Source organism: Mesorhizobium sp. M0217 (assembly GCF_040321955.1).
Taxonomy (GTDB): Bacteria; Pseudomonadota; Alphaproteobacteria; order Rhizobiales; family Rhizobiaceae; genus Mesorhizobium.
Genome location: NZ_JAMYSN010000001.1, coordinates 167,350 through 183,246, shown reverse-complemented (window position 1 = coordinate 183,246; position 15,897 = coordinate 167,350). Strand labels below are relative to the sequence as shown.

The window sequence follows — 15,897 nt, the reverse complement described above, 5'->3', positions numbered from 1 at the left end:
GTATGGTCCGAACGGCAGGCCGCTCACAACCCGCTCGGCACCAGCCCTGCCAGCCAGTTCGCGGACCGCTTGGCAATGCCGACCGTTGCCGACGCGACGCGGCCGAGATCTGTCTTGACAACGGCGTAGCCGTTCCTGGTGCGGTAGAGCACGCCTGTTCCGCCATCGACCACTTGCTCGTAGGCGACGGGCCGTACCGCTGCTGCCTCCATGGCCGTCGTCGGGGAGCCGACGGGAACGCTCGGCCGATGGCTCAGTTCCGGCGGCAACGGGGTTTGGACATTCCGGCTGGCGGGCTTCAGTTCCGGGCGGGATGCGGCCGCCGCCAGTTGCGAAGAAGACGCCGACCCCTTGCTGCGGCAGATGCCAGAGACCAGCGGATAGTCGAAGTTCTTCTGGTGCAGCATCTGGCTTTTCATCGCCGCCTCGCAGTCGGCGATGGTCCCCCACTTCGCCGGCGTCTCGCCGATATATTCGCAAAGCTTGGCGTCGCAGTCGCAGCCGACAATGGTCATGGCGACAAGGGCGGTCTTGATCACGGTCTTGTCCTTCGGATTGCCCCCCGGCAGCCAGTCCTTCCATCGCGCGCGAACAAGGCGGGATTTTGGCCGCGATCACGCGATGAGCCGGGGGATGCGTTTTTCGGGTACGGCTCACTATAGGTGGATTTCGAGACACCCGGTAGCAGATAGGGCGGGAGCGTGATGCATTTGCAGGAAGAAGCCTGAATAAATCTTGTCGGCTATGGCCGCGACAACTGTTTCTTGGCCCGGTTTTCTACTACGATACTCACGGGGCGATACAACAATATAGGAGGGGGTTGTCATGGGAAGAATTGTCCGGTCCGCTGAGCCTGTGCCGAAAAGGGATTCAACGCTCGAGGGCGTTCCAGGCGATGCTCCGCTCGGCGTCGACGATGACAAGAAAGAAGATCAAGGATCGAAAGGCGGCGACGGCTATCTCGACCGGGTTGCGAAGTACGTGCCTGCCGAAGTCGTGGCATTTTTCATCTTCGTCAACTCCATCCTGGTCAATGCCACTGAGCAGCCGGTTGCCAAGGCGTTGACCGATGCGGTGGCGGAAGAGACCAAAGGCAATCCGGGGGACATTCCGGGTAAGGTGCAGGCAGCCATCTATAAGATTGAAATGGCCGGTATCAGCGTCTGGACCATTTCATGGATCATGTTGATCGTCGCGCTGGCGATGACGCCGGTGTATCTGAAATCGGTCAGCGATTCAGCCGACAATGCGGAGGCTCCGGGAGCCAACATCGTCATGTCGATGCTCGCCTTCCCATTCTGGGCCTATGCCGTCAACGCGCTGGCCCTCAGGCCATGGCATGACGGTGCGCTGGCCAGCATCATGCTCGCCACCTTCACGCTCATCAGCGGCGCCATACGGCCGGAATATATAAACGCTGGCCTCAATTTGGTCCCGGGCATCGGCCCGAAGAAGTAGCTCGGCCCGCCGGGCAGGCCGCGTGCAGGGCGCGGCTTCAGTTGTAGACGCGCTCAAGCCTCGCGCCTGCTTCGAACAGCGCCGGCAGCACGATGTGCAGCTTGCGCACGGCGACGATCAGCCCGGTGCGACGGGTGGCCGGATCGATCGGAAACGGTTGGCTGAACAGCGCCCGGGCGCCTTCGGGCGGAGCGAAGTCTGCCGCCGAAAGCACGGTGAGCATGATCGCGTCATTGCCACCGATCTCGACGAAGGACACGCCTCTGTCGATCAGGCGCGGGATCATGTCGGTGAATTGCTGATCGCGCCTGGTGATGAAGATGGTGCCGTCAGCGCCGAAATCGCGCTCCAGCAAAGTATCGGCTTCTTCACGCGTCGCTTCGCCGACTGGACCCTTAGCCCAAAAGACAGTCGGCGCCGGGATTTCTCCCAGCGCCTCCCTGTCAGATCAGGACACGGTCGCGGCAGCAACTTCCGTAAAGTCGTCGCGCCATGCCGGCCTTGATTTTGACGGTCCTGCCAGTCACCGCCCGAGGGCAGTGCCCGTTCCAGACCACGCCGTGCTCCACCCTTGCGAGCTTCGCCCAGCGCGCCATCGAAGGTTTTCGCCGTCCTTCATGGCAGCATCGGTCCGCCGTTGGCGTTCGCACGCTTTCCGCGGCCCCGTAGGTCTCGGCATCCGTCCCTCGAACAAGCAAGCCTGCTCTCGCTTCGGGCCGTACGGGCCTCAGGAAATCCGCCTTTTCGCTTTGCCTTTCGGCGTGGCGATCGGTAGCCGCCTGAGATGGGTTAAACTTACGCCGGGTAAGGGTTTTGGGGAATGGGCGTGAGCCTGTGGATAACGGGATTATCGGGGATCGTTTGCCACAAAGCTCGGAATTTCGACTCCAGTTGCATTAGACAGCCCGCCCGCTTTTTGGCGCCTGATCGGCTGTGCCCCTTGCTCCGCCGGCTGGCGCGGGCTTCAATGCCGGCAAAGCATCGAGCCTATCGGCTCGGTGCGGGGAGGGTGCGCATTGAAAGTCGGGGTGGTGCTCAATCCGATTGCCGGCGGCGGCCGGCTGAAACGGCATTGGCCGGAGGTCGCCGCATCGCTGAAAAAGCATTTCGGCGAATTCGAGCTGCGCGAGACGCAGGCCGAGGGCGACGCCGAAAGGCTGGCGCTCGACCTCGCGGCAAGCGGCTTCGAGCTGGTGATCGCGGCCGGCGGCGACGGCACCGCCAGCGAGGTGGCCGACGGATTGCTGCAGGCATTCGATGAGAGCGGCCGGACAACCGAACTTGCCTTGCTGCCTTGCGGCACCGGCATCGATTTCGCGCGCGGGCTCGGGCTGCCGAAAGAGGTGGATGCGGTGCTGAAGCGGATCGCCGAAGCCAAGGCGCGCAAGGTCGATGCCGGGCGCATCTGCTACATCGACGACCATGGCGCGCTGGCCAGCCGGCACTTCATCAATATCGCCAGCCTCGGCCTGTCCGGCGCCACGGACCGTGCGGTCAATGCCGACAAGCGCAAGGGCAGGATGTCGGCCAAGGCGCTGTTTTTCTGGCGCACCGTGGTCGAGTTCATCCGCTACCGCTTCCAGGATGTCCGGATCACCGTCGACGATGGCACCCCGGTCGAGGCGCGCATGGCGCTGGTGGCGGTCGCCAACGGAAAGTTCTTCGGCGGCGGCATGATGATCGCCCCGGACGCCGAACTCGCCGACGGCCAGTTCGACATCGTCATCCTGCGCGCGGCCGGCAAGCTCAAGCTGATCTGGGACATCCGCCTGCTCTATGGCGGACGGCATCGTAACCATCCCGCCATCACCATCCTGCGCGGCCGGAAAGTGGTGGTCGAACCGATCGGCGATGTCGAGAAGAATAGCGCGCTGGTCGACATAGACGGCCAGTCGCCGGGGCGTATACCCGCGACGTTTGAGATCCTGCCCGGAGCGCTGACGCTGAGATATTGAATCAAGGCGTTGAGGGATTGATTCAGGTGGTTTGAGCGGCGATTCCGGCGAACCGGCCAAGGGCATGAAATCGCAGGACATATTTACCCGGCTTAGCTTTCCAGCTTGGCTGGGAAACCGGGCGCGCGCAGATCCATGTCGACGGCATCCTCGAGCAGTTTGACGATCTGGGTCGACCAGGCGCCGCCGCCATATTCCTGTTTGCCCATCAGGAAAATCTCACTCACAAGCGGCGCCAGTTGGAGTGGCAGTCTGAACTCCCTGCCCATCGCAAGCGCAAAGCCGAGGTCCTTCAGTGCCAGGTCCATGGTGAAGCCAATGTCGTAGGAGCCGTTGAGGATGAGCTGGCTTTCGGTCTCATGGACGAAGCTGTTGCCGGAGGAGGCGACGATGGCGTGGTAGGATTGCGCGAGGTCGAGGCCGCCTTGCTTGGCCAACATCAGCGCCTCGCCGGCGGCGACGAGATGGATGAAGGCCAGCATGTTGGTGATCACCTTGATCACCGCCGCCGAGCCGACCGGACCCATCAGGAACGACTTTGCGCACATCGCTTCGATGGCCGGACGATGGCGCTCGTAAAGCGCAGCATCGCCGCCGACAAGCGCGGTGATCTTTCCGACCGCGGCCAGATGCACGCCGCCGGTGACCGGGCACTCCAGCGTCTCGATGCCTTTGGCCGCGGCGAGGGCGGCTAGGCGCAGGATCTCGTCGCGGCCGTTGGTCGACATCTCGATCCAGGAGCCGCCCCTGGGCAGACCCTCGAGCAGGCCGCCGGCATTCGCCAGCACCGCTTCGCTGACCTTGGGCGAGGGCAGGCAAGTAATGGCATTGCCGGCCTGTGCCGCCGCTTCGGCCGGGCTGGTCGCGGCCGTGGCGCCGAGCGCCACGAGGCGCTCGACGGCGGCGGGGTCGCGGTCGAAGACGATGACGACAAAACCGTTGCGCAACAGGCTGGCGGCAAGGTTGCCGCCGAGATGGCCAAGGCCGATGAAGGCGTAGCGTTCGCTCACGGCATCAGCGGCGTTTGCATCATCTGCAAATGCAGGTCCTTGCCGGTGTAGGGATGCGCGTCGCAGACCGCTTCGTCCAGCTCGACGCCGAGGCCCGGCTCCTTCGATGGAATGACATTGCCGTCCTGCCATTCGATCTTCTTCTTGAGCAGTGTCGCGTGGAAGCCGTCCCACTGCTTCAGCGATTCCAGGATGAGGAAATTGGGCAGCGTCACCGCCAGCTGGATGTTGGCGGCGCCAACGATCGGCCCACAATAGCAGTGCGGCGCGATCTGGATGTGGTAGGCCTCGGCCATGGCGGCGATCTTCTTGGTTTCGAGAATGCCGCCTGAGCGGCCAAGGTCCGGTTGCAGGATGGTGGCGGCGCGGTTCTCGATCACGCGAGCGAATTCGAACTTCGTGGTCAACCGCTCGCCGGTGGCGATCGGGATCGAGGTGCCGCGGGCGACATGCGCCATCACTTCGGGCATGTCCGGCGGGACCGGCTCTTCGAACCACAAGGGATCGTAGGGCTCGATGGCTCGTGCCATGCGCAGCGCACCCGACGCGGTGAACTGGCCATGCGTGCCGAACAGAATATCGGCGCGGGTGCCGACCGCTTCGCGGATCGCCTTGACCATGCGGGTGGAGACATCGATGTCGATCAGGCGCGGCTGGTGGCCGTCGAAGGCGGTATAAGGTCCGGCCGGGTCGAGCTTGACGGCGTTGAACCCCTGCTCGACATATTCGAGCGCGCAGGCGGCCGCCAATTCGGGGTCATTGTAGACGTTCCTGCCGTCCGGCGCGTCTTCCGAATGGACGCTGCCGGTGTGCGGATAGAGATAGGTGTAGGAGCGCAGCGTCTCATGCACCTGGCCGCCGAGCAATTTGTAGACCGGCTTGTTGGCTTCCTTGCCGACAATGTCCCAGCAGGCCATTTCCAGCGCCGAGAAACAGCCCATGCCGGTAACGTCGGGGCGCTGGGTAAATCCTGAGGAATAGGCGCGGCGGAAGAAGGTCTCGATGTCATGCGGATCGTGGCCGATCAGGTAACGCTCGGCCATGTCCTCGACCAGCTTGGCCGTTATGTGAGCCGAGAAGGTGGCGTTGTAGGCCTCGCCGTAACCGACCACGCCGCCATCGGTGGTCAGCTTGACGAAGATGAAATACTTGCCGCCGATGCCGGGCGGCGGGTTGCCGACTACCCAGGTCTTGACGTCGGTGATCTTCATTTTTGGTCCTCCAGAACCAGTTCGGCGCCCTTCCATCCGGTCATGACCGAGGCGGCGTTGGTGTTGCCGGTGATGTTGGCGGGAAAGATCGAGGCGTCGATGACACGCAGACCTTCGAGCCCGTGCACTTTCAGGCGCGGGTCGACGACGGCGGCCCCGGCGTCCGGCCCCATGCGGCAGGTCGAGACCGGGTGATAGACGGTGCCTGAGCGCTTCCTGAAATCCTGGATCAGGTCGGCATCCGATTGGATCGATGGGCCCGGCAAAACCTCCTCAGTGATGATCTCGGCCATGGCGGGCATCGAGGCTATCTTGCGCACGAATTTCACCGCCGCCAGCATCTCGTCGACATCGGCGTTGGTGGAATAGGCGTTGGCTACGATCCTGGGATAGTCCAGCGGATTGCTGGAGCGGATCATGATCTCGCCGCGGCTGGACGGGCGGCAGTTGGAGAGGCCGATGGAAAAGCCCGGCCACGGATCCGGCGTCAGGATCGGCCGCTCGCCGCTCTTCGGAATGACGGTCGAGAAAGCCTGGAAATAAAGCTGCATGTTGGGGCGCGAAAACGCCGGGTCGGTTCGGAAGAAGCCGCCGCCATGGTTCATCGACAGCGACAGCGGGCCGGAGCGGGTGAGGATGTACTGCATGCCGACCAGCAGCTTGCCCCACCAGGGCCGCAGGATTTGGTTGAGCGTCGGCACGTTTCCCTTGAAGGTATAGTTGATGCCGACATGGTCCTGCAGATGCGCGCCGACATTTTCGTTGGCGTGGACGACCGGGATGCCAAGCCCCTTGAGCAGTGACGAGGGGCCGACGCCGGACAGTTGCAAGAGCTGCGGCGAGTTGATCGAGCCGGCGGACAGGATGACTTCGCGGCCGGCCCGCGCCGTCTTGGTCTCGCCGTTCTGCAGATATTCGATGCCGACGGCTCGCTTGCCCTCGAACAGGATCCTGCTCGCCAGCGCATTCGTCTCGACGCGGACGTTTTTGCGCTTCATCGCGGGGCGCAGGAAGGCGCGCACGGCCGACATGCGGCGGCCGTTTTTGGTGGAGATCTGGTAGGTGCCGACGCCTTCCTGGGCGGCACCGTTGAAGTCGGGGTTGAGCGGCAGCCCGGCTTGCTGGCCGGCGGCGAGGTAGCGCCTGGTCAGCGGATGGACGGCGTTCGTCGTGTCGGTGATATGCAGCGGCCCGCCGGTGCCGCGCCATCTATCGGCGCCGGCCTCATTGTCCTCAAGCGCCTTGAAGCCCGGCAACAGATCGTCATAACCCCAACCGGGATTGCCGGCATCGCGCCAGTCATCAAAATCCTCGCGCGCGCCTCGGATCCAGACCATGGCGTTGATCGAGCTTGAGCCGCCAAGCAGCTTGCCGCGCGGCCAATGGTCGACATTGCCGGCAAGGCCGGGGTCCGGCTCGGGCTTGTAGTTCCAGTTGACCGCGGGGTCGAAGAAAGTCTTGCCGTAGCCAAGCGGCATCTGGACATAGAAGCGGCGGTCGCTGCCGCCGGCTTCCAGCACCAGCACGGAGTAACGGCCGGAAGCCGACAGCCTGTCGGCGAGAACCGAGCCGGCTGAGCCGGAGCCGACGATGATGAAGTCATAGGTCTGCATGATTGGTGTTGGCGGCTCCGCAAAACTGGCTGCAGCCTATCCGCGGCAGGCTTCCGAAGTCGCGGTGCCTTCCGGCATGCGTTGTGAAAAATGCGACCGTGAGACGCCTGGCCGGAAAAGCTGCCATGGAACCGACATTGCGCCGGGAGCCTCGCCCGTCGCGTTGACCTCTTGGGTCCATGACGCTAGGGGATCGAGGGCAATCGTTTCAGGGGATCCGGCAGATGGTGCATTACGCGGACGGACGGCCGATCGGCGATCTGACCTTGCGTACGCTCGCCATGCCGGCCGATGCAAATGCGGCCGGCGACATCTTTGGCGGTTGGGTGATGGCGCAGATGGATCTTGCCTGCGGCATCCGTGCGGCCGAGCGGGCCAAGGGTCGCGTGGTGACGGCGGCTGTCAAGGAAATGTCCTTCGCCAAGGCGATGAAGATCGGCGACACGCTGTGCATCTACACCCATGTCGAGCGCGTCGGCCGCACCTCCATGACGCTCAAGGTCGAGGCCTGGGCGCAACGCTACCTCTCCGACCTGATGGAGAAGGTCACCCACGCCGATTTCGTCATGGTGGCGCTGGATAGCGACGGCAAGCCGAAGCCGATTCCAACCGAAAGTTGACATCGTCGATTCTGCCAAGCTTGCGCTTATGTAACATCCCCCGCGCGGGCGATGCGCTGCGCGACATCCAATGGTTGCCTTCACATCCGATTCTGCGGGCGGCGGAGGGAAGACAATGCGTCAACACATGCTGAACGGCTGGCTCGTGGCGGCCCTCGTCGCGGTGATCTGCCTGCTTGGCACGACCGCTTATACCGAGATCAGGAAAGAGCTTCCAGGCGTTGCCTGCACGCACGACCGGACCGTTGGCAACGAGCGGACTGCCCAGCGGTCTGCAAGGGTAGAGACGTGCGGCGCAGTGTGTTGCAGCAACCCTGCGTCAAAGGCCTGAGGGCCCGTCAGCGGAAGACCTCGTCAGCCTCAAAATGATGATGCGCCCGGCGAACGAAACGCTGCAGCTATGTCGCGATGGCGTGACCAACGATGCAAGGGCGGATCCAGTTAAACCCGGGTACGCGTCGTCGACGGCAAAATCCGTAAACTATTGCTGGGCAACGGTTTTCAGGCGTGCACGCCATCGAATCTTTCACGCGCCGCCTGGACCCGCGAGGTGTTCTTCCGCGCCCATTCGCCGAGCGCGCCGACCGGCACCAGCAGCTCATGGCCGAGCTCCGTCAGCTCATAGTCGACGCGTGGCGGGATGGTCGGGAACACGGTTCGGGTGACGAAGCCGTCGCGCTCAAGACCGCGCAAGGTGGTGGTCAGCATCTTCTGCGAAATGCCGCCGACAGCGGCGCGCAACTCATTGAAACGCAGCGGTCCGCCGCCCAGCTTGCCGACGACCAGAACGGTCCATTTGTCGCCGACGCGCTGCAGGATTTCCGAGACGGCGCGGCAGTCTTCGGTGTTGTGCGGGTGCCTCAGTAACATAACGGTGCCTCCTTGCGCTGCCATTTGTCAGTATCTCATATAGCGCCGGTATCCAAACGATACCAGCTTTTGCATATATGGAGAGCCCCATGTCCAAGCCCAAAATCGCCATCGTCGTCGGTTCGACACGCGCCGCGCGTTTCGCCGATGTGCCCGCCCAGTGGATCGCCAAGATCGCGAAATCTCATGCCGACATCGACGTCGAGACCGTCGACCTGCGCGACTGGCCGCTGCCCTTCTTCGACGAGGTCGCCTCGTCCGCCTGGGCGCCGTCGCAGAACGAAGTTGCCCAGCGCTGGCAAAAGAAGGTCGCCGAATTCGACGGCTTCATCTTCACCGCCGCCGAATACAATCATGGCCCGACGGCCGTGCTGAAGAACGCCATCGATTACGCCGCCAATGAATGGAACAAGAAGCCGGCCGGTTTCGTCGGCTATGGCAGCGTCGGCGGCTCGCGCGCTGTCGAACATTTGCGTCTTGCCGCGGTCGAATTGCAGATGGCGCCGGTCAAATCCGCCGTTCACATTGCCTGGAGCGATTTCCTGGCGGTGCGCCAGGGCGAGAAGAAGCTCGAGGAGATCGAGCATCTGAACCAGGCTGCCACGGCGCTGGTCAACGACGTTGCCTGGTGGGCCCGCGTGCTCAAGGCAGCGCGTCAGGCCGACGCGATTGCCGGCGAAGCCCAGGCGGCCTGAGCCTTATCCTCCCAAGGATCGATGATTTTTCCAAAGGGCGGCGTTTGCGCCGCCCTTTTTCATTCACGTGAAGAGGCGCTCTCGGCTCCCTTGGCCGGATGGTGGAGTCGGACCGGCAAGGTCGCGCTGATGCCTTGACGATCCCGCGCGAAGGATCGCCGCCTGTCACAGCCAACCGCCGGAAAACCCGGCCCGGCGCAGTCCTGTGGTGATGGCCGGCACGCGGCGCATCAATCGCCACAGGAAGTCGGACCGGTAGTTCTCGATCATCAGGGCGATCGGCCCCTGGTTGATGCCGACATGGTCCGGCGATACCCAACCGCAGGCGCGGCCGTCGTCGGCAGCGATCGTCGGGTTGAAGCTCGCGGTGAAGCCGTAAGGGTTGCCGTCGCGCAGGTCCATCTCGTGGAAATGGCGCAGCGCCGGCAGCACGATTTCCGGCGCAAAAGGCAAAGGAGGCGATTGCCGCCCATGGCGACAGCGTGCCGTCATCGGGGCCAAACGGTGCGCCGCGGGCGAGATAACCGAAGAAGCGGCGTCCATCGGCTCGCCGCGCGATCGGACCTGGGCCGTCGCTGGCGGTGACGCCCCAGCAATTCTCGCCATAGCCCGCGAACCCCCTCGGATTGCGGATTGCGTAATCGCGCTGCAGATACGTCGCCTGGCGGCTGTTTTCGAAATAGTCGCTGTCGTGATCGCGCATGAAAGCATCGCGGATGTCGCGAAAATCGATCCAGATATGCGAGAACTGGTGGATGAAAAGCGGGCCGGCATAGACCATCTCGCGGCCGTAGATTGTCTTCCACTTATAGGTGGACAGCCAGGCTGCGTAGCTCTCGGGCGGCAGCGAGTGGGTCGGCGAACCGAGACCCAGAACGTACAGGATCAGCGCCTCGTCAAATCCTTCCCAGCGGTAGCGCAGAAAGCCTTTTCCAGGCCGCCAGCCATGGGTGACGGTGGCGCCGCCGTTCTGCGCCCAGCGCCAGTCGGCACGGCGGTAGAGCGCATCGGCAAGCTTGCGGATTTCCAGTTCGAGCTCATCGTCCTGGTCGAAATAAGCGCCGGCAGCCAGAACACCGGCAAGCAGAAGTGCGGTATCGATCGTGGACAGTTCGCAATTCCAGACGCGGCGGCCGGTCTTCATGTCGAGGAAATGATAGTAGAAACCCTTGTAGCCGGTGGCATCGGGCTCCGGCCCGTGCGGGGCGTTCCAGAAGAAGCGAAGCGTGGCGAGCGTCCGCTCGATTGCGGCATCGCGCGTCATGAAACCGCGCTCGACACCGACGGGATAGGACGACAAAGCGAGCCCGACAGCGGCTATGCTGGCAGGCGACGTTGGCGTGTTGCGGTCGGCGACCAGGCCGTTGGCAGGGTTGGCCTCGTTGAGAAAATACTCGAAGGACAGGCGCTGGATATCTTGGAGAAGCTCGTCGTTTAGCGCGTGTTCGTTCGATGCATCCATGACAATCGATATAGAGGCTTTGGCTGCTTTTGCCATTCTTCCAGCGGATCAATCATGGGTGAGGGCAGGCTGGGGCCGATAGCGAAAGGCGCTGCCGACGCACCGAATTCAAATCGAGGGGCTGCGAAGATCGGTTGGACCGCCATATGCACGGCCCTGCCATCTGGCCTGGCCGTCCTCCCCTGATATATCCGGCTGCGATCCATCACATGAGCATGCCCCGTGAAGTCACCCAGCCTGTCAGGCGTCGTTTCCCCCATGACCCCGGTGCTGGTCTGTGCACTTGCGATCTTCCTTCTGTCCGCCATGGATGCGGCGATGAAAATCCTGGTCATCGCCGTCGGTGTCTACAACACGGTGCTGTGGCGAAGCATGCTTGCGAGCGTGGTCGCGGGCACGGCCTGGGCGGCGGGGCCGCGTTCCCTTCCCACGCCTTCCGTGCTGCGGCTACACGCGCTGCGCGCCGTGATCGTGGGCATCGTTCTGCTGTCGTTCTTCTGGGGCCTTGCCAGATTGCCGCTAGCGGATGGGATCGGGCTTAGTTTCGTCGCGCCGCTGTTCGCTCTCCTGCTGGCGGCGCTGCTTTTGGGCGAACGCATACAGCGCCAGGCGATCTGGGCGTCGCTGGCGGGCATCGCCGGCGTCGTCATCATCATGGCCGGACAGTTCGGGCAAGGGAACTATACCGGGGATGCCCTGCTTGGCACGGTGGCGGTGCTCGCATCGACGGTGTTCTACGCCTACAATCTGATCCTCTCGCGGCGGCAGGCGCTGGTGGCCAAACCAGTCGAGATCATGCTGTTCCAGAACCTGTGCGTTGCCGCCGTCCTTCTCCCCGCCGCTCCCTGGCTCGCGGTTGCCCTGCCGGGCAATCTCTGGCTTCCACTGGCCGGGGTGACGGCGCTGTCGCTCTCCGGCCAGTTCCTGATGAGCTGGTCCTACGCGCGGGCCGAAGCGCAATATCTAATCCCGACGGAGTATTCCGCCTTCATCTGGGCGATCGTGTTTGGCTGGCTGTTCTTCGACGAGGCGGCGACCTGGACCACGCTGGCTGGAGCGGCCCTGATCGTGGCCAGTTGCCTGATCGCCTCGCGCTCCAATCCGAAGCTTGCCGAACCAATCGAAGCCGCGGTCTGAGGGCGCTATTCGCTTTGACGGCAGAGCGTCAACGCACCACTTCGCGATGGCCGCTGGGCAGCCGGGTGGCGATCAGCTTGTCGATGCGGCGGCCGTCGAGGTCGACGACCTCGAAACGCCAGCCTTGCGCGTCGACGCATTCGCCGGTCGCCGGCAGATGGTGCATGTGCGACAGCACATAACCGGCGACGGTCTCGTAGTCGCGGTTTTCCGGCAGATCGATACCGAGAACGTCAGCCATCTCGTCGGCTTGCATGTATCCCGCGAGCAGCCATGAGCCGTCCTCGCGCTTGACGGCGTTTTCCTCGTCGCCGGCATCAAGGTCGGCGCGGAAGACGCCGGTGATGGCCTCGAGAATGTCGGCAGGCGTGACGATCCCTTCGAAATGGCCGTATTCGTCATGCACCAGCGCCATCGGCACGTCGGATTCCTTCAGCTTCTGCAGCACATCCAGCGCGTCGGCCTGATCGTAGACGATGGGGGCGGCGCGCACATGCTTGCGCGGATCGAGTGCGCGGCCGGCGAGCAGGGCGGCCAGCACGTCGCGCGTCTGAACAACGCCAACCATGACGTCGACGCCGCCATCGCCGGCCGGCAGGCGCGAATGCTGGGTCTCCATCAAGAGCTTGCGGATGGCACCCTCATCGGACTGCAAATTGATCCAGTCGACCTCGGTGCGCGGCGTCATCACGGCGCGCACGGCGCGATCGCCGAGCCGCATGACGCCGGCGATCATGCGCCGCTCGTCGGATTCGATGGTGCCGTGGTGCTCGGCCTCGGCGACCAGCATCTTGATCTCTTCGTCGGTGACCTTTTCCTCGCTCTCGCCGCGCTGGCCAAGCAGCCACAATATGGCGCGGCCGGAAATGTCGAGCAGGAACACCAGCGGCGCCGAGACGGTGGCGAGGATGGTCATCGCAGGCGCTGCGCGGGCCGCAACACGCTCGGGATCGCGCAGCGCGATCTGCTTGGGCACCAGTTCGCCGACGATCAGCGAGAAATAGGTGATGATCGCAACGACAATGCCGACGCCGAGCGGATCGGCGATGTTTTCGCGCATGCCGGTCGAGGCCAGGTACACCGACAGCCTGTCGCCCAGCGTGGCGCCGGAGAAGGCGCCCGACAGCACGCCGACCAGAGTGATGCCGATCTGCACTGACGACAGGAATTTGCCGGGATTGGAGCCGAGCGTCAGCGCACGCCCGGCGCCATTGACGCCGCGGTCGATCATCGCCTTGAGCCGCGCCGGGCGCGACGACACGATGGCGAGCTCGGACATCGACAGAAGGCCGTTCACACAGATGAGGACGACCACGGTGGCGATTTCGACGTATAGCATCAGGGCTCAATAGCATTGCGGCGGGCCGCAGGAAAATAGTCCGCGATGATTTTTGGGAAATGACGGTGGTTCAGGGGAATTGCCTGAGCACCCCGACAACAGCCTTGCCGTCGGTGAAATAGGGATCGCCGCCGCCGTTGCGTCCGGTCCTGGTGGCGCCGATGCCCGGGATGTCGCTCGCCGAGGTCACCATGCCGGCCGCCGACAGGTCGTGGATCACGAGATCGCGCTCGGCGTCGATGTCAGGGGCGATATGGTGGGTGATGGCGCCGGTATCGTGGCTGAGACCAACGCCGCGGTCGAAACTGGCCGAGCCCATCCAGAGCGTTCGGCCGTCGTCGCCGGTCGCATCGCTGCGCCAGAAGCGGACATGATGGCGCCGGTCGGCGCTCCCGCCGACCGGCTTTTCGAAGGCGAGATCCTGGGCCCGGCCTTCGAACAGCAGCCGGCTGACCGGGGCGTCAGGATAGGGATGGTCGAACAGCACGCTCTCACCGATTTCGATCGCGGTCTTTAGCGTCACGCCATCGGCCGTATCCCATCCGGTCATGGCGAAGGCATGGACCATCTCTTTTTCGGTACCGACAAGGCCGATATTGATCGGGTCGCCCGGAATGCCTTGCGGCGTGTGTGTCACCATCTCGAAAGTCCGCGTGCGAAAGCCGCGGTCGCGAACCGTCCAGAATTCCGGCGCAGCGACATAGGCGAGGGCCAGCCAGACCGCCAGAAGAGCGGCGAGCCAGGTCAATGCGCGTCGTTGCAGGCTTCGTCGGCTCATGAAAGCGGCTCGATCCGTGCGGTATCTGTGCCTGACGGACCCTGGAAATCAATGGCCAGCGGCGAGCAGCCGTTCTATCGTCGGCCATCGTTTTTGCGGGGGGTGAGCAGGAATGGATAAGAAGCCGGTGGGTCGCAGCTCGATGGCATTGACCGCGGACCTTGTCGCAAGGGTCGAGCGTGTCGAACCGGATCCGGGTCCCGAGCCCGGAACAACCGAGCATACAGACGCGGAGTTCGATAGTCTTGTCGAGCAACTTCTGTCGGAGCATCGGCCTGAAGCGCTATGGGTCTTTGCCTACGGGTCGCTGATCTGGAACCCCGAATTTGCCCATGTCGAGCAGCGCCCGGCCACGGCGCCAGGATGGCACCGCTCGTTCTGCCTGACGCTGACCCGTTGGCGCGGAACCCGTGATTTGCCGGCGCTGATGCTGGCGCTCGATCGAGGCGGCAGCTGCAACGGCATCGTCTATCGGCTGCCCGCGGAAGACCATTTCGGGCAACTTGGCCAGTTGATGCGCCGCGAGATCGATGCCAACCCGCCGACTAACGTGCCATGCTGGATCAAGGTCAAGACCAAGGATGGGCCGTTGCGGGCCTTGGCTTTCGTCGCCGCGCCAGACGGCAGGGCCTATGCGGGCCGGCTGCCATTGGAGCAGGTTGCCGACACGCTGGCGCGGGCTGCCGGGCATTGGGGCTCGTCGGCTCAATACCTGTTCCGAACCGTCAGCAAGTTGGAAGAGAGCGGTATCCGCGACAGGAACCTTTGGCGCATTCAGGATCTGGTGGCCGAGCAAATCATCGCTTCCACCGGGAACGCCAATCCCGACTGATTTCTGAACGGTGAACGCTTTAGCGGCAGGCGCGGTAGCCGCTTTTGCGGTTCTTGATGTCGAAATGGAAATGGTTGCGGTGATCGTAATTGTAGCCGGGACCGAGCACGGTGGTGAAATACTGGCAGCCGTCGGCGCGCACATTGTTGAGGAAGCCGCGGGTGCGGAAGGCAAACAGGCCGGGCTTGCGCACATCGATGTCGTCGCCGTTGTTGAGCTCGATGCTCATGACGTCGAGGGCGTTGCCCTTGCCGTGCTCGGACAGGACACCTTCGCCGGCGATGTTGCGGCAGGAATAGCTCGAGCCCTGGTGGATGGTCTTGACGCCCGAGAAATAGCGCCAGCGGGCGGAAGGAACCAGTTCGTTGCTGGTCCAGGCGGCGAAACTTGCGGCCATGTCGCAGGTCAATGTCGCGGCGGGCTTCATCTGGATGCCGCCGATGGCGGAGACCTTGACCGGCCAGTCTATGCCGCACTGTCCCTCATGGATCGGCTGGACATCGGTGTAGACGACGCGAAGGCGCTTCAGCTCGCCACGGCAATCGGTTTCGCTGGCCGGCATCTGCTGCGGCTCCGACATCGGCTCGTCCATGCGCGGATAGGCGGCAGTCATATAGGGATTGGACGGGACGAGCTTCTGCATGCCTTCATATTGCGGCACGGCCGCGGTCTGCGAGCCGACATCGACGGCCGGCTGCAGCGACAGCACGCTGCCAGTGTTGCAAGCCGAAACGGCGGCCAGCGCAAGACCGGTGGCCAGTATCGCTGCGCTTTTTGCCTTCGCGGCGCGAAATATTGCGGCCATGGGCGGAATCCTGTCCTTGATCGGTGGGATTTTAACGATCAAGGGTAAAGGAAAACTCAGCGTTCCCGTTCATGCCTGCGGCCGAAATGCGGCAGCCAGACCATCACCGGCA

General features: G+C 63.5%; 15 protein-coding genes and 1 pseudogene. 6 read left to right on the top strand and 10 right to left on the bottom strand.

Translation table 11 applies throughout. The features are described from left to right. Window positions 1-23: 23 nt before the first annotated feature. On the bottom strand, window positions 24-539 hold the full coding sequence (locus tag NKJ18_RS00870) for a hypothetical protein (protein ID WP_352757667.1): 516 nt from the start codon (window positions 537-539) through the stop codon (window positions 24-26). A gap of 286 nt (window positions 540-825) precedes the next feature. On the opposite strand from NKJ18_RS00870, the gene NKJ18_RS00865 reads away from it, so the two are divergent. Then, entirely contained in the window at window positions 826-1,458 is a 633-nt protein-coding gene (locus NKJ18_RS00865) for a hypothetical protein (protein ID WP_156933370.1), read from the top strand. Window positions 1,459-1,495: 37 nt separating this feature from the next. Here the strand turns inward: NKJ18_RS00865 and NKJ18_RS00860 are convergent, their stop codons facing one another. Then, complete coding sequence (locus tag NKJ18_RS00860; protein WP_023724937.1) at window positions 1,496-1,813, bottom strand: hypothetical protein; 318 nt, start codon at window positions 1,811-1,813, stop codon at window positions 1,496-1,498. Between the two features lie 661 nt (window positions 1,814-2,474). Here NKJ18_RS00860 and NKJ18_RS00855 point away from each other — a divergent pair. Then, the gene (locus NKJ18_RS00855; protein ID WP_352757665.1) at window positions 2,475-3,413 is read left to right on the top strand and encodes a diacylglycerol/lipid kinase family protein; all 939 of its coding nucleotides are present in this window, start codon (window positions 2,475-2,477) and stop codon (window positions 3,411-3,413) included. 92 nt (window positions 3,414-3,505) lie between these two features. Here the strand turns inward: NKJ18_RS00855 and NKJ18_RS00850 are convergent, their stop codons facing one another. The 3 genes from NKJ18_RS00850 to NKJ18_RS00840 are packed head-to-tail and all read right to left on the bottom strand — an operon-like array spanning window position 3,506 to window position 7,247. Continuing rightward, window positions 3,506-4,423, bottom strand: a complete 918-nt coding sequence (locus NKJ18_RS00850; RefSeq protein WP_023683741.1) for an NAD(P)-dependent oxidoreductase — start codon at window positions 4,421-4,423, stop codon at window positions 3,506-3,508. Beyond that, window positions 4,420-5,634, bottom strand: a complete 1,215-nt coding sequence (locus NKJ18_RS00845; protein WP_352655117.1) for a mandelate racemase/muconate lactonizing enzyme family protein — start codon at window positions 5,632-5,634, stop codon at window positions 4,420-4,422. The genes NKJ18_RS00850 and NKJ18_RS00845 overlap by 4 nt, the downstream gene beginning before the upstream one ends. Further along, entirely contained in the window at window positions 5,631-7,247 is a 1,617-nt protein-coding gene (locus NKJ18_RS00840; RefSeq protein WP_023724935.1) for a GMC family oxidoreductase, read from the bottom strand. The genes NKJ18_RS00845 and NKJ18_RS00840 overlap by 4 nt, the downstream gene beginning before the upstream one ends. 224 nt (window positions 7,248-7,471) lie before the next feature. On the opposite strand from NKJ18_RS00840, the gene NKJ18_RS00835 reads away from it, so the two are divergent. Further along, entirely contained in the window at window positions 7,472-7,867 is a 396-nt protein-coding gene (locus NKJ18_RS00835) for an acyl-CoA thioesterase (protein WP_023671995.1), read from the top strand. A gap of 501 nt (window positions 7,868-8,368) precedes the next feature. On the opposite strand, the gene NKJ18_RS00830 is transcribed toward NKJ18_RS00835, so the two are convergent. Further along, entirely contained in the window at window positions 8,369-8,737 is a 369-nt protein-coding gene (locus tag NKJ18_RS00830) for a winged helix-turn-helix transcriptional regulator (protein ID WP_023683744.1), read from the bottom strand. Between the two features lie 89 nt (window positions 8,738-8,826). Between NKJ18_RS00830 and NKJ18_RS00825 the strand changes: the two genes are divergently transcribed. Beyond that, the gene (locus NKJ18_RS00825) at window positions 8,827-9,432 is read left to right on the top strand and encodes an NADPH-dependent FMN reductase (protein WP_023671992.1); all 606 of its coding nucleotides are present in this window, start codon (window positions 8,827-8,829) and stop codon (window positions 9,430-9,432) included. Between the two features lie 165 nt (window positions 9,433-9,597). Here the strand turns inward: NKJ18_RS00825 and NKJ18_RS00820 are convergent. Then, window positions 9,598-10,894 (bottom strand): annotated as a pseudogene (locus NKJ18_RS00820) (glucoamylase family protein). A gap of 258 nt (window positions 10,895-11,152) precedes the next feature. Here NKJ18_RS00820 and NKJ18_RS00815 point away from each other — a divergent pair. Next, complete coding sequence (locus NKJ18_RS00815; RefSeq protein ID WP_023701605.1) at window positions 11,153-12,031, top strand: DMT family transporter; 879 nt, start codon at window positions 11,153-11,155, stop codon at window positions 12,029-12,031. Between the two features lie 28 nt (window positions 12,032-12,059). Here the strand turns inward: NKJ18_RS00815 and NKJ18_RS00810 are convergent, their stop codons facing one another. Both NKJ18_RS00810 and NKJ18_RS00805 read right to left on the bottom strand, forming a co-directional pair. Further along, entirely contained in the window at window positions 12,060-13,370 is a 1,311-nt protein-coding gene (locus tag NKJ18_RS00810; protein ID WP_023705877.1) for a hemolysin family protein, read from the bottom strand. A 70-nt stretch (window positions 13,371-13,440) separates the two neighbouring features. After that, window positions 13,441-14,148, bottom strand: a complete 708-nt coding sequence (locus tag NKJ18_RS00805) for an LssY C-terminal domain-containing protein (RefSeq protein WP_352757663.1) — start codon at window positions 14,146-14,148, stop codon at window positions 13,441-13,443. 112 nt (window positions 14,149-14,260) lie between these two features. On the opposite strand from NKJ18_RS00805, the gene NKJ18_RS00800 reads away from it, so the two are divergent. Continuing rightward, window positions 14,261-14,980, top strand: coding sequence for a gamma-glutamylcyclotransferase (locus tag NKJ18_RS00800; RefSeq protein ID WP_502896357.1), 720 nt, complete (start codon window positions 14,261-14,263; stop codon window positions 14,978-14,980). 19 nt (window positions 14,981-14,999) lie between these two features. Here the strand turns inward: NKJ18_RS00800 and NKJ18_RS00795 are convergent, their stop codons facing one another. Then, window positions 15,000-15,785, bottom strand: coding sequence for an extensin-like domain-containing protein (locus NKJ18_RS00795; protein ID WP_023737838.1), 786 nt, complete (start codon window positions 15,783-15,785; stop codon window positions 15,000-15,002). Window positions 15,786-15,897: the final 112 nt, after the last annotated feature.